Below are 13,772 nucleotides of genomic sequence, written 5' to 3'. Positions count from 1 at the left end.
ACTCCTGCAGAAACAACAAAGCCCACCCAGTTTAAAACTGCTGGGCTTACACAGTATTTTCAATTATTCTTACTATTCTTTTCTTAGATATACTAGATTTTCGTTTTTTAAATCAGACAAAGGCGTTTCAATAAACTTACAAACTTCCTCTATTTCCTTGAACTTTACATCTGCCAATACTTCAGCAGATACACTACTCAAACTTTCATAATCCGTATCAACAGGCTTTCTATCCAAATAATAAATAAGTTTTAACTTTTTTAGTCCATCGTTATCAAAAGAAACAGCTCTTATTTCACGATATATTTCCCCTAATAAGGCTCTTTGAATTGACAATTTTAATATGGATTTTAATTCAGTTTCCAGCATTTTAACTTAATTTGAAGGTTTAGCAGGAACAATATGGGCTCCTGTCTTACTAGTTATTACAATACCATTTGTTGTCGGGGTGGAAACCCCCGTTTGCGGATCAACATAGTTACCTATTGTTTTACCAAAATTAACTCTAGTTTTCACGGCATCTATCCCTTGAATTAAGGTTACATTCCTTGAATGAAAGTCTTTTAACAATCCTTGAGCATCAGTGATGAGAATACTTTTACCTGATGTATAATTATTATGACCAATCATATGCTTCCCCTGTTTTCCTGGATTTATAGACTGTGATATACCATTGGTAGTACCCTCAACAGCACCTACCATCCCATGTGCAAATGCTGTAAAAGCCATTGCAACATTCATTGGATTACTCCATTGTGCTTTTACTTCTTCCCAAACAACAGATTGAAAACTCCGAGTGCCGTAAATGTATTCTATAGACGCAGATTTTACTTTTTCAGAGCTAAGTGAATTAAATCCAGCCTTGTCTAAAACTGAACCATCTATTGTTTCCTTGAATTCAGATCGCCAGTAATTATTCCAGCCTTGCGAATCTGACTGACCTGTATTAGGCCCACTGGTCGCTTTGGCATTTTCTGTGAATTTCTTTACTCTTTCCCAAGGAACTTCATAAACATCGTTCCTCCCATCATCGGTATTTATGATGGTCTGACCTAAAGGATTTACATACCTTGTATTAACCGATCTACCATCAGGATCAGTATTCGAAAGCGGATTATTAAGTACATAATTGTATGGTGAGAATGGCTGATAGCTCTCCGCCAACGGATCCACTACATTCCATCTGCCAATCACCGGGTCATAGAACCTTGCGCCGTAACCGAAGCTTTGCTGAGCTCATGAGTACCGCTAAACAATGTTAAGTAAATGACGAATAATCATACTGCTCGCCTAACTCACTCTGCAGCTCCTTACCGTTGTACAAATACTTGTTTTCTGGTGAACCAATTGCTCCGACAGATCTGCGCAATCCAAAGGCGTAATAGTCATCCTGCTGTAGCCTCCGCACATCACCGTTGTAAATATCGAAAGTATAGCGCACATTTCCAAGGTGGTCGGCCAGGTTATAGTGGTAAGTATAAGTTTCACTATTGTTTTGTGCAAGGCCTTCTTCGGTGTGGATAATATCAATGGTATTGTTTTCGTATTCAATGCCTCCAAGATAATCACGTACGGTGGTTACGCCCTTTACCGTCGCGGTTTTCTTTAGTTTCTGCCCGGAAGCATCGTATGTGTAAGCTAAAGACGTTCCGGTTTTGCTGGCTGTAGCGGGCAGATTCAGGTTATTGTAGGTTAATGCCATGCCATTACGACCATCGGTTGTGGCATTTCCATTGGCATCGTATCCGTAAGCGCCGGTAAGCCCTGAAACAGAATTCAATCGGTTACCGCTGTAGCTGTAATCTCTTGCAGTACCATCCCGGTTTAGGTTGGTAATATTGCCCATCACATCATATGCGAGGACTTCACTCATCTGTCCATCGCTTTTTGATGCGGTATTTAAACGGTTCAATTTATCTTATCCGTAGTTAAATACGTTTGCTGTTGGCACAGCGGTATTTGCCCAATCCCAGGATTGTTTTACAATATTGCCATTGTAAACATTAGCGCTTTGGTCAATATAATCCAGTTTCAGACTGAACTGATTACTATTGTTGCTGGTCATCCAGCCACGTTCATTGTAGGCAAAACTGGTACTTTGTGCATCGTTAGCTAGTTTCTTCTCTTTTAACTAATGCGCCTAATGTCTAAAACGAACCGAGCCCTAATAAATCAGGGCTCAGTTAATGTTTAATATGTTCACACGCAACACGCGTGCATCAGCTGTGGATGAAAAGAATATTTTTACTGAATAATTAATTTTGTTTTTTTAAAATCTCCAAGATTTGAAGCCTTCCTCTAATTTTAATTGAATCATTCGTAAAGCTCTTCTCTCTTAAAAAGTCCGAAAGATAGACAGCTTTATCATTTCTAAATAAAATTGGAATTTTCGCATCTGCTTTATTTTTCAGCAAGTAAGCAACGACATCATAATTATCATGCAATGCAGCTTGACTAAGAGCTGTCTGATTAAATTCTGAAATGTAATTCACATCTGCCCCATTCTCTACCAAAAATTGAACTTTTTTAATTGGTGATACAATCTTATTAACACTGCTTGATGCTACCATTAGCGGAGAGACACGGCTCAAATTATCATCCCGCCGTCTGCCCTTTTCAATATCGTTAACGTTTGCATGAAATTGAACAAGCAAACGTAAAAATCTAGTATTATCATCTAGATCTCCATTTACAGCGGCAGCAGCAATAATTGCACTAGAGCCGTCATAATTATCGTGAATATTTGGATTAGCACCCAATTCTAGAAGTTTTCTACAAGAACTAAATTGTTGATTTAACACCGTTAGCATTAACAATGTTTTTCCATAAGTAGGCTCTTGAGAATTTAGATCAAACTTCTCATACTTCACTAGATGCTCCGCTTTAGAAAGATTTTCCGCAGATATGGCCTGAGCCAGTTTCCAAATTGGTGTTTTTTTGAATAATCTATAGTCATCACCCAGAAATTTGATATCATTTTCGTTTTTCGATGCATGGTTGCATGAAAGTAAAAAAATAATTATCAAAAGAACTTTACCATTTTTCATTTTTTATTAAGGTAGATGTAAAAGAAAATTTATAATACTATGTCCGTTTTTTAAAGCTGTATTAGACCAACCATTTACATTATGTCGTGTTCCATTCGCATTCGGCAGCGGTGTTACGTCTTGTAAATAATTTAATGGATCGGTCCTCATAATATATGCATCAATATTAGAGCTAGGATTTTTCTCTCCAGCGTATTTTTTAATCGTTTTATCGCTTAATCCTGCAGGATTAAACGTAATTGCATCTCGACCAGTCGCGTAGGCGTTTAGAGCAGCTTCTCCCCCACCAAGTGAATGTCCAGTAAAGGTTAACTCAGAATCTCCAAGTGTATTACTTATTTGAATTGCATTTGCTGAGGCCTGTGCATATTGTGAAGACGTACCCATAGGCTGTGAAATATCTGCTATAACATCACCTTTTTTATCGTTAGTTCCTGCTGTAGCGTAAACGTATTCAATTTCACCTATTTTATCTCCACTAGTTATTTTCCTTTCGTATAGTTTTGACAATAGACCATTATCTACATTGGTATATTCTACACCTATTATTTTCGAGGAGGCTTTCCACCCGCCAGTCAGTATATCATCGCTCTGGTCTCCATAAACATGTGCTGCAATAGCGGCTGCTTCTCTAGGAGTTGGTTTATTGGGCATCATCCCATCTGGATCGACGAACCTAATAGGATTGTTGAAAGTATAATTATATGGACTGTGTCGTCTCATCTTCTCCGCCAGCGGATCAACCACATTCCATCTGCCAATCACCGGATCATAGAACCTCGCGCCGTAATCATATTGCTCTCCCAACTCACTTTGTAACTCTTTGCCGTTGTACAGATACTTGTTTTCTGGTGAACCAATTGAGCCAACAGATCTGCGCATTCCAAAAGCATAGTAGTCATCTTGCTGTAGCCTCCGCACAGCACCGCCGTAAATATCGAAAGTATAACGCACATTTCCAAGATGATCACTTAGGTTGTAATGGTAGCTGTATTCATTACTTCCGTTTCTCTGTGCAATACCTTCTTCGGTGTGGATGATGTCTATTATATTATTATTGTATTCAATACCAGCAACATAATCGCGAACAGCGGTTATCCCATCTACTATTGCAGTTTTTTTGAGTTTTTGCCCTGCAGCATCGTAGGTGTAAACTAAAGAAGTATTCGTTTTATTGGCGGTAGCTGGTAGGTTCAGGTAATTGTAGGTTAATACCATTCCATTGCGGCCATCTGTTGTGGCATTTCCATTGGCATCGTAAGCGTATGCGCCGGTAAGATCCGTTACAGAGTTTAATCGGTTACCGCTGTAATTGTACGTTTTTGCTCCGGCACCGTCGCGGTTTAGATTGGCAATGTTGCCCATCACATCGTATGCCAGAACTTCACTCATCTGTCCGTCGTTTTTTGATGCGGAGCTTAAGCGGTTCAGTTTATCGTATCCGTAGTTAAAGACATTTGCTGTTGGCGCAGCCGTATTTGCCCAATCCCATGATTGTTTTACAATGTTGCCGTTGTATACGTTGGCGCTTTGGTCTATATAATCCAGTTTCATACTGAACTGGTGGCTGCTGCTATTGGTCATCCAACCGCGTTCATTATAAGCGAAGCTCGTACTTTGCGCGTCATTATGTAGTTTTTTTTCCTTTAACTGGCCAAGCTCATTATAGATGAAATGGTTTATGGCTACTTCTTCTCCAGCATTTATTTTTTCAAATGTAGCCAGCTTACGCCCTGCATGGTCATATTCGTAGCGGTTGGCAATAGTGGTTGTTGCACCATTGGCTACGTGCGTACGTACACTATTGGTCAACTCACCAACAAAACTGTAGCTGTTGTCTATTACGTCTGTGCCGCCCAGATGATTGCTGCTTTTGCTTTGAATGACGCGGCCCTCTTTATCGTAGTAATTTACGGTTAGCAGCGTGGTGGCTGTACCCAAAACTTTAACTTTTGTTCCGGTTAAAAGTCCGGTGGTGCGCTCTTCTCCTACTTGTCCTGATGCTGTTCCGGTGAAGGTATTGCCAGGGAAATTGTAGGTGTCGTAGTAGTTGTAGGTATAATAATCGCCTATACTGCCCTGAGGAATGGCGTTATTGGTATAGCCGGTGTTGGTATCGCTGGTATTGCGGCTTTCATAAGTTGCTGCTGCATTGGCCAGGGCTTGAAAGCCTTCCCTAAAATTAGTGTTGGCTTGCCCATTATGCTGATCATCTATATAAAGTCCGGTCATTACAATACGTCCAAAAGCATCGTATTTGGTAAAATTCCATTCCTGTGGACTGCGTTCGCGCTGAACGGCATCCTGAGTCATCACCAACTGATCGAGCTTGTTGTATACCATAAACTCCCATCCTTTTCCCGGTATTTTCTTTTCGGCTAAGCGTTTACGGCCATCATAGTGGTATCCATAAATGAAATAACCGAAATTAGTATCGGCTTCGGTAAAACTGTTTAAGGTGGCCTGACCGTTTTCATTTACTGCCGGCGGCAATACATAACGCAGGTTGCCCAAATCATCATAAACATAATAGGTACTTAGGCTTTTATTCTCGTTTTCCCAGATTCGCTTTAACACTACGCGACCATCAAAGTCTTTAAATTCTTCTGTAGTTCCGTTTTTACCGCTTGTCCAGTTTTCATCTTTTGAAACAGTTTTGTATAGTTTCCCTGCTGCATAATAACTGGCAGAAGCGCCATTGCCGTTGATGGTCCAGAGTTTAACTTCATTTGCGGTATTGGTTCCGTATTCCATTTTTACCGTATGCCCGGCTGTACTGCCTGCAACAGGTTGCCATGCATCACCTGGTGCACCTTGTTCAAGCAATCTATTCAAAGGACTCGCTTCAAATACCGTTTTTGAGAAAGGGCTCGCAGTTGGCATAATTCCACTTGGCGGTTGATTATAATAAGCGGCCTGTCCGCCCTGGCTGATGGCATCTGCACGGTAAGCGCCATTGTTGTTCCAAACGGTATAGGGCAAATACTTTTTGTCTTCGCGCCCATAGGCGTCATATGCTACAGGACTTACGATATCGTGCCCGGGTAAACCGCCATTTACTGCAACGGTTTGCAATGGACGGCCCAATCCATCAATGTATTGGATCACCTGATTTTCTTCGCACATGCCGAGTACAGTTGCGACATTTCCTTCGGTTATGCCTCCTCTTTTAAAAGTGCGGGTGAGCACATAGTTTTGGTTTGTGCTCGGCGATGAATTTTGCGGGCGGCATTCCAGGTAGCTAATACCCGTTGTAAAAATGCGCACGTTGTTGCCTGCGGGAATGTGAAAACCGTCTTTAAGTGTAACACTTTGTCCGGCACTAATTGTCGTTTGCCCGGTGTAACTAGATAGTTCCAGCTGGGCATTGGCTTGCTTAAGCAGGCCGGTAAAAAATAAAATGGATAATATATAATTGAATGTTTTTTTCATGATGCGTACACTTTGAATACGGGTTTTATTTCCCTTAAATCTGAATACTTTTGCTCGCTAAACTGCGGCTTAATCCAGCCTCTGCGGAGGATTAGACCACTTAATTTGAATTGATCGTTTAAATTCATATTAATCTGGTATGACTTGGTTTGGCGTAGGTACGCTGACGTAATTGCTGCCAGATAATGGAATGGTATAGTAATAATTGTTGCTTTCGGTTGTACGGAGCAAAACTCCCCTGAAATTGTAATAGTAACCGGATACACTGGTAACCTTATTGCCTACAAAAATTTCGCTTACATTACCGGTGGTGTTGTGTGTGCTTTGCGATGTATTTTGCGATGTGGTAGTCGTGGTGGTGGTTTCAACATTCCTGGTTTTGGTTTCCATTGCTGCAGTAAAACCAATTGAAACATTCATCCGATTGGTACAGGCCGCATCAGAATAAAAGCGGATATATACATCGGCTGTATTGGTGGTAACTGCGTCGTAGTTATTTAGACCAGTAACCGTACTGCCAGCAGGATTAATCAGTTCTACCCTGGCATATACTGTGCAGGTTCCCTGGAGGTTGGCATAATTTTGTCCGTTGGCATTGATGTCGTTCTGAGCTTTGGCATCCGCGTCGGCCTGACTGATGGTTGAAGTGTATCTTCCGGCAGGAACTACATATTGTACACTGCTGCCTCCGGTTCCTGAGGTACAATTGTTTTTACTGAATGTCTGGCTGTGTACAGTATTGTAAAATATGGTCTGACTGGCTGCCTCAGGCATGTAATTGTAAGAGAAATTCTTTAGGATGTTACCTTCATCATCTTTAATAAATTGCAGTCTTTTAAATTCGTCATACACAAAAAAATTGGTGTTGCCTTTGGCATCGGTTATACTGCTAACTCCGGTTGATGGCAAATAGCTGTAGGTGATCATTTGTGCATCTGCCGGATAAATCCGGATCTGATCGTAAGCAGAACCTCCCGTTAATGCCAGGCTATTGCCTGTGTATGCTTCAGATTTGATTTTCCAGGTGTTTCCTTCCAGGTAACGGTAGCTGATGATGTAATTTCTGCCGTTCGGCTTGTTCCAGTTTACGGTATATGCGCCTCCGCTTCCTTTTAAGCCGGTGTAGGCAGGCCCGCTGTTGTTGCTGTCTTCAAAGTCTTCGAGGTAAAATTCGTTGTTTGTTGCATTTTTGCATTCGGCAATTGGATACTTAAAGTTATATGCCCATTTGTAACCGGTTGGTATGCCATCTGCTTGTCTAACGTTAAGGACATTACCGTACTGATCATAACCATCAAATATTGACCGGTTTTCGTAATGACTATCATAGCTGTAATTTGTTTTCGCACTCCCCACAGGGCTTTGTCCTAAATTTGCATTTGAAAATTTAAATTGGTTTAGGTTAAGGTCTGGAGAAACATTTAAGCTATAAGTCTTATCCAACAAACCCATTCCAGACACACCATATTCATATATTTCACCTCCGGTTACCCAACTTCCATTCGGTTTACTCAAATACTCTACTCGTTCAACCGGATAAGATACCTGATGATTGTTACGCATCTGGTCAATAAACGTTGTTCCTGCAAGGTAGTCATCAGCATAATTGGTCAAGGATGTTTTGGTGTATCCCTGGCTGTCTGTAGAAGAAACTCTCGTGGTTTGGATATGTACAGGGTTATCATAGAAATAGTCTACGGTATTTATAGCCGGATTTTGGCCATTCTGATCGAAATTGGTGTTGATCTCCTGGTCTAAGTGCAACCAGGATTGATAGAGGTGATAGGTACCTACTTTGAAACGCGCAGGCATTGTATGTGCACCCATAACCAGTTCAGTATAAATATATCCGGCTTTTAGTCCACGCACAAAAGCCTCATTTGGCCCATTGCCAATTTCCATTTTGTATTTTTTTTCATTGATGGATATTGGAAAATAAGAGTTGTCTGAACTTTTGTATTTATAGGTTGTCGTTTTAAGTGGCAAACCGTTTAACCAGTCGTTGTTAAAAACAGGTGGTAGTGGGAACGTGGAAGTGTATCCCTCACCAAAGCGATTTCCATTTGTCTCAAACTCATTAGATACGTATCCGTTTTGCTTATTATCTTCATACACATTTACATTTGAGTATATCACGTTGCCACCTTGCACAGATCCTAATGGCGCAACACTATTGGCCTGCTGAGCGCGAAAAATACAGTCAATGATCAATTCAGGATTGATTTTATAATCCCGTTTAAAGTGGGTAAACATATACTGAGGCTCAAACATGGCTACACCACTGGATTGTGCAGAATTATCGGTTTTTACGTATTCAAAATTTTTGACTTTTGTTGGTCCGCTTAAACTGTAATCGGATATGGATTTTACGCGTAGTCCGCCTGCGGGTCTGTTCTCGGCAACATCAACTCTGATGCTTCGGTCCCAAAAAATACTTAAAGCGCCAATTGCATAAGCTTCAGTCGTATTATTGGTAATGGTTATGATATAGGTACCCGGTTCAAAAGAAATTGCTGGTCGCACAAAGGAAACCACGCCATTGCTGTTTCCGGTAAAAGTGTGCAGAAAATTGTTCGGTCCGGTAACGCGTATGGTGGTGAAACCATTTTCACCTACACCTCCGTTATTCCCTGTCCCGGCCATAGACTCCCATCTTCCTGAAAAATTAGTTGCACCTTCCGGAATGGTAAATGTAGTACTGACGGTTTGGTTTAAGCTCGCCCCTAAACCTGCACCTTCTTTTATAATTGTATATTCTTGCCGGTTTACAAAGGTGCTGTTACTCTCAAAATCGAAAACAGTTTGCCCGCCTGTTGGATAGGTAATTTTCTCCATTACTCCGGCTTTCATAAAACCAATATCCGGATCGCGGTCTGCACCGGTATCAAAGCTATTGAGTGGGTCTTTAGGCAACAGGTTTACATTGGCTTTATAGCCGTTGTAATACCCCCAATGGTCCTGATTGGCAGAAAACCTCGGCGGCAATACAGTACTGTTGTAGGTAAATACATAGGGTTGCCGGCCGCTTTCCTTAACTTTCAGTAGTTTTAACCTGAAGTCTTCAGCGTTTGCACTGTTGGCTGCAGCCGAATAAAAATAATCATGGAAAAGGTCAAATTGTTTGATTTTTTGGTTGTAGCCGTTAAATATTAGAATCTGATTTAATTTTTCGTTTCCGGGCACATCTAAACGGCTACCTGTGTCGTAAACAAAATCAATATGTTCGCGGGATATTTCATTCACAATGCTGGAAATTCTTAAACCGGAAACCAAAGAGGTACTGGTGGTGAGGCAATCGGGAATATCCAAACAGGAAACATCTTGCGGCTGGCCAATATCCATTCTTTTGTATCTGGTTATGGAGGATGGGTTTGTGATGTTATATTGTTTTGAGGTATAGTAAAACCGGATTTCTTCGGCATTTGGTGTAACAATACGGGATAAGTAATAGGAAGTGCTGCTGATGGTATTGATATTGCCGACGGTACCGCCGCAACCAATAGAAGTTGTTAAGGTAGTCTCCATGTTGTTGAAATAGAACTTATTGCCTTTTTCGTCTGTGATAACAAAAGCTATTAGCGTGTATCCATCAAGCGTATATTCAATTTTTATATTCTGATACGGCATGGTATGAATGTTCCGATCCTGATCAAAGAAGAATTTTCCGCTCTTGCCAGGAATGCTGTAGGAGAATAAATCGGGTTGTGTATCTATCGTTCCATCAGCAGAACGGCTTAGGTACTGATAAGTACTGTTCGAGAGAAAATTGGAGTCTCCATCCCAGTCTTCCTGGATATCTCCGGTTTGTGGCGTGCGTGAGGTTGAGCCTGCATTCAGCCAACCATCCGGACCAAAATCATTACCACCATGTGTGATGACATTGATTACGCCACCAAAGTTCAGCGCCCAGTTTAAGCCAACATTGCTGGCAAGCTCATCCACCTTTACACCAGCGGCGTGATAATCCAGAGAAACCGGAACATCTACTGTTTTTAAGCCGAAATTAAAAAGGGGTATCGAAATGCCTGGTATTCCGGTATGCAATCCTACCGGGATATCCCCGAATTTACCCAATGCTGTTGCTTCTGGTGAATGTGGCAGCAGTGGTGCCTGTGCGGGAACTGACTGAGAAAAACTTAATTTAGATAAGAAAATACTGACTAAAAGAAAATAGACAGCGACCACCCAATGTGGCTTAAATAAGAGTCGCATTTGTTGTTAATTAATGTATTAATTTTTAAATTGTATTGGATTTTAATTGCAGCATTCAGATCACGGCATTAGCAAATGTTAAAGTTTTTAATCTCTTTAATACAGGGATAGCGGGCATAAACCTTTTTAATTCTGAATATTGTTCAGGCATACAAACCTGCCTGAATTATTTATTTTTGTTGGCTAAGTTGGTTTCTTTAAGTGCTGTAAGTTCCTTCTTCATCTCAATCAAGTACAGCGTCAGCTCTTCTATTTTCTTCTGCTGCATTTTTACCATTTCGCCTAATTCCAGGCCATTGCTTTCTACTTCTTTAGCACTTGGCATATCGGGCAAATGTTTATGCGTGCTGATGTAAACTTCCAAATCGGAAAGGTTTGTTTTCTTATAATTTTTTTCAAAAACATAATCCGGCCAATGCTCGCTATCAACTTTAATTTCACGGGCGCGGATGTTGCCATTTACCGAGAGTTTATCGGACGGGGTCATAGTTCCGATGCCTACATTTCCATCCGATAAGATGGTGACCCGACTATCAGACAGCTTCACACTCTCCGGAGAATCGGAATTTTCGAGTGCGATATGAAATTTCCCACGGGCAGATCCGGCAACGCTTTCATATATTATTGCCCCTTTTTGATAGTCGGTGGTTTGAGTATAATCGCCAAACTTGATCATTCCGTAGTTTCCCACTGTATGAAAATCAGACCGGATAGAGAAAAGAGGCGTGGTTGTGGTATTTATTGAGCTAAAAACATCTAGATTTCCGACTGGGTTTAACGTTCCTATACCAACATTTCCAGTGCTCTCCAGTTTATTCTGAGCTTTTACTATTGAGCTGCACACCAGCATTGAAATAATAATTAATCTAACTTTATTTTTTATCATTTTTCGTTTTAATAAGCGTTAAAATTTGTTCTATTTGCTGTTCATATTTTCGATCGCGTTCTAATTCACGCAGTTGCAGCGCTTCGTTTTCTTTATCTTTAGCGATTAGATGTAAGGTTAATTCTTCTATTTTTTTAAGTAATAACTTATTCATTTCGCCCAAAGCAATGCCATTATCTGCGACCTCTTTAGCACTTGGCATCTCTGGCAAATGTTTGTGCAGTTTAATGAAAGTTTCAATTTCCGCCAATGGAGTGATCTTATAATTAGGCTCAAAAACATAATCCGGCCAATGCTCGCTATCAACTTTAATTTCACGGGCGCGGATGTTGCCATTTACCGAGAGTTTATCGCTGGGTGTTGCTGTGCCTATCCCTACATTACCACTAGAATTCCAAATCCCTCCGGGCAAACCAATGTTGGCTTTTCCGTAGCCCCCATCATAACCCAATTCAATGGTTCCATTGCCAGAGCGAATAAAATCTACTCGATAGTCTGAATCGTGAAAACCAATAGTTGTGAAATTAGCAGCGCTTAGCAAAAGTGTTGTACGGTCTGACCAATCGCTACCCTGAGGCGATGAATCTTCCAGAATGTTACCTATACTAAGATGTCCATCCGTATTTGTCGGTCGTGCATTTTGACCTAAAACAGTTGCGCCGCCAACAACACGGAGTCTTGCAGTAGCATTTTCAGTACCTATACCCACATTTCCATCGCCTTGCACAGCGAACCGGGGATACCAGGTATTATTCCCATAATTCACGCCCACTACAAATTTGTCTTCGGGCTGTAAATCATCTCCAATGTTAAATCGAAATTGAGTTTGGTTTTCGGCTACATTGTAACGGCCAATAAAGCAATCGTCAGAATTTCCTAAAAAGAAAATTTTGGATCCGTAACCCAGAGCAGAATGCGATCCTGCGCCAATGCTGAGATTTCCGTTAACAGTTTGATCTTGTGCCAGTGCATTTTCTGTCACGATAAGGGCAGCAAACGCACCCAGACAGCAGATTAATTTTGATTTAGTATTCATGTTTGTTTGGTAATAATATTTAGAAAGTATTGCTCATTTGGAACATCGGCAGGTACATCGCGATAAGAATTATGCCCACTGCAAGGCCAAGAAAGATGATGATTAATGGTTCCAGCAAACCACTGATGGCATTGGTTTTATATTCTACTTCTTCGGTATACTGATCTGCAAGCTGCTCAAAAAAATATTCCAGGCGGTTTACTTCTTCGGCAATGCGAATCATTTGAATAAATTTTACGGGATAAAAATCATGTTTGGCCAATGTGCTGGATAAGCTGCTGCCCAGTAAAATATCTTTTTCTGCCTGCAAGAGCGATTCTTCTATCGGGTAAAAAGTAATCATGAGCCTGACCATTTCCAAGGCATGCAGCAAAGGTGTATTTGTTCCGGTTAAGAGCCTCATGGTATTGGCAAAACGTGCCAAATAAATCTTTTTTAGAATATCACCTACCAGCGGTATACGCAGAACGAATAGCGCAGCATATTTTTTAAACCATAAGGTTTTGCGGAGAACCAGATAGGCCACTACACTTGCAATTATAATCAGCAAGATGACATATATGTACCGGTCAAACCAGTTTGAAAAACTTACAATGAGCGCTGTGATATAGGGCAGCTTGCCGCCAAAACGTTTAAAAACATCGGCAAACATGGGTACCACAAACTTAATCATGAAAAAAATTGCCCCAAATGAAGTACTCATCACCAAAACCGGGTACGTGATTGCGCCAATAATTTTGCGCCGCTGGCTAATTTTAGCTTTATAGTATTTAGCCAATTCGGCTAATATTTCTCCCAGACGCCCGGTTTCTTCGCCAATTTTTATGCTGTAATATTCGTAGCGGCTAAATTTCTCTTGTCCTTCTAAAGTTTCGGATAACGATTTTCCCGAAATAATATGATTTCGGATTTCAGAAAACAAGGTTTCATCTTTTTTCGAGGTAAAGGAGTTTACGGTTAAATCGAGGGCTGTTTTGATATCGATACCTGAACGAATCAAAGTGCCTAATTCATTGTAAAAACTTTCTTTCTTTTTATCCGGCAATTGTCCATTGCCAAAAGAAATGTCCCGATTCATAAAATCAAGTACACTCCCTTGTTTGGTTTTGGCAGTAACTGACCGTTTTGGTTTGTATTTAGAAATATCTACTGATGCCAT

Annotated in this window: 10 protein-coding genes and 1 pseudogene; all 11 read right to left on the bottom strand. The window is 40.8% G+C overall.

From position 1 onward, the window contains the following. Nucleotides 1-72 precede the first annotated feature (72 nt). The 11 genes and pseudogenes from ACJVDH_RS05990 to ACJVDH_RS05940 all read right to left on the bottom strand — a co-directional run bounded on the left by ACJVDH_RS05990 (nucleotide 73) and on the right by ACJVDH_RS05940 (nucleotide 13,772). Complete coding sequence (locus ACJVDH_RS05990) at nucleotides 73-369, bottom strand: hypothetical protein (protein WP_443946651.1); 297 nt, start codon at nucleotides 367-369, stop codon at nucleotides 73-75. Nucleotides 370-375: 6 nt separating this feature from the next. Then, nucleotides 376-1,041: a polymorphic toxin type 50 domain-containing protein gene (locus tag ACJVDH_RS05985; protein WP_443947607.1), complete on the bottom strand. Its 666-nt coding sequence runs from the start codon at nucleotides 1,039-1,041 to the stop codon at nucleotides 376-378. 57 nt (nucleotides 1,042-1,098) lie between these two features. Continuing rightward, nucleotides 1,099-1,212 (bottom strand): annotated as a pseudogene (locus tag ACJVDH_RS05980) (RHS repeat-associated core domain-containing protein); the annotation flags it as partial. A 46-nt stretch (nucleotides 1,213-1,258) separates the two neighbouring features. Further along, the gene (locus ACJVDH_RS05975; RefSeq protein WP_443946650.1) at nucleotides 1,259-1,873 is read right to left on the bottom strand and encodes a hypothetical protein; all 615 of its coding nucleotides are present in this window, start codon (nucleotides 1,871-1,873) and stop codon (nucleotides 1,259-1,261) included. A 45-nt stretch (nucleotides 1,874-1,918) separates the two neighbouring features. Then, nucleotides 1,919-2,065, bottom strand: coding sequence for a hypothetical protein (locus tag ACJVDH_RS05970; RefSeq protein ID WP_443946649.1), 147 nt, complete (start codon nucleotides 2,063-2,065; stop codon nucleotides 1,919-1,921). A gap of 190 nt (nucleotides 2,066-2,255) precedes the next feature. Next, nucleotides 2,256-3,047 carry an ankyrin repeat domain-containing protein gene (locus ACJVDH_RS05965; protein ID WP_443946648.1) on the bottom strand — a complete coding sequence of 264 codons (792 nt, stop codon included), beginning with the start codon at nucleotides 3,045-3,047 and terminating at the stop codon, nucleotides 2,256-2,258. 6 nt (nucleotides 3,048-3,053) lie between these two features. Then, nucleotides 3,054-6,479: a DUF6443 domain-containing protein gene (locus ACJVDH_RS05960; protein WP_443946647.1), complete on the bottom strand. Its 3,426-nt coding sequence runs from the start codon at nucleotides 6,477-6,479 to the stop codon at nucleotides 3,054-3,056. Nucleotides 6,480-6,608: 129 nt separating this feature from the next. Continuing rightward, nucleotides 6,609-10,691, bottom strand: coding sequence for a DUF5977 domain-containing protein (locus tag ACJVDH_RS05955; protein ID WP_443946646.1), 4,083 nt, complete (start codon nucleotides 10,689-10,691; stop codon nucleotides 6,609-6,611). 166 nt (nucleotides 10,692-10,857) lie between these two features. Then, nucleotides 10,858-11,577, bottom strand: coding sequence for a hypothetical protein (locus ACJVDH_RS05950; protein WP_443946645.1), 720 nt, complete (start codon nucleotides 11,575-11,577; stop codon nucleotides 10,858-10,860). Continuing rightward, complete coding sequence (locus ACJVDH_RS05945) at nucleotides 11,564-12,613, bottom strand: hypothetical protein (RefSeq protein ID WP_443946644.1); 1,050 nt, start codon at nucleotides 12,611-12,613, stop codon at nucleotides 11,564-11,566. Before ACJVDH_RS05945 ends, ACJVDH_RS05950 begins: the two co-directional genes overlap by 14 nt. A 19-nt stretch (nucleotides 12,614-12,632) precedes the next feature. Continuing rightward, on the bottom strand, nucleotides 12,633-13,772 hold the full coding sequence (locus ACJVDH_RS05940; RefSeq protein WP_443946643.1) for a type II secretion system F family protein: 1,140 nt from the start codon (nucleotides 13,770-13,772) through the stop codon (nucleotides 12,633-12,635).

The sequence above is a fragment of the Pedobacter terrestris genome, assembly GCF_052343045.1.
Lineage (GTDB): Bacteria > Bacteroidota > Bacteroidia > Sphingobacteriales > Sphingobacteriaceae > Pedobacter.
This window is presented reverse-complemented; position numbering and strand designations above follow the sequence as displayed.

What these genes read in the sequence shown, in the direction of transcription:
- ACJVDH_RS05955 (WP_443946646.1), bottom strand. Translation starts at nt 10,691, where the DNA reads ATGCGACTCTTATTTAAGCCACATTGGGTGGTCGCTGTCTATTTTCTT.
- ACJVDH_RS05950 (WP_443946645.1), bottom strand. Translation starts at nt 11,577, where the DNA reads ATGATAAAAAATAAAGTTAGATTAATTATTATTTCAATGCTGGTGTGC.
- ACJVDH_RS05945 (WP_443946644.1), bottom strand. Translation starts at nt 12,613, where the DNA reads ATGAATACTAAATCAAAATTAATCTGCTGTCTGGGTGCGTTTGCTGCC.
- ACJVDH_RS05990 (WP_443946651.1), bottom strand. Translation starts at nt 369, where the DNA reads ATGCTGGAAACTGAATTAAAATCCATATTAAAATTGTCAATTCAAAGA.
- ACJVDH_RS05975 (WP_443946650.1), bottom strand. Translation starts at nt 1,873, where the DNA reads ATGAGTGAAGTCCTCGCATATGATGTGATGGGCAATATTACCAACCTA.
- ACJVDH_RS05970 (WP_443946649.1), bottom strand. Translation starts at nt 2,065, where the DNA reads ATGACCAGCAACAATAGTAATCAGTTCAGTCTGAAACTGGATTATATT.
- ACJVDH_RS05960 (WP_443946647.1), bottom strand. Translation starts at nt 6,479, where the DNA reads ATGAAAAAAACATTCAATTATATATTATCCATTTTATTTTTTACCGGC.
- ACJVDH_RS05965 (WP_443946648.1), bottom strand. Translation starts at nt 3,047, where the DNA reads ATGAAAAATGGTAAAGTTCTTTTGATAATTATTTTTTTACTTTCATGC.
- ACJVDH_RS05940 (WP_443946643.1), bottom strand. Translation starts at nt 13,772, where the DNA reads ATGGCATCAGTAGATATTTCTAAATACAAACCAAAACGGTCAGTTACT.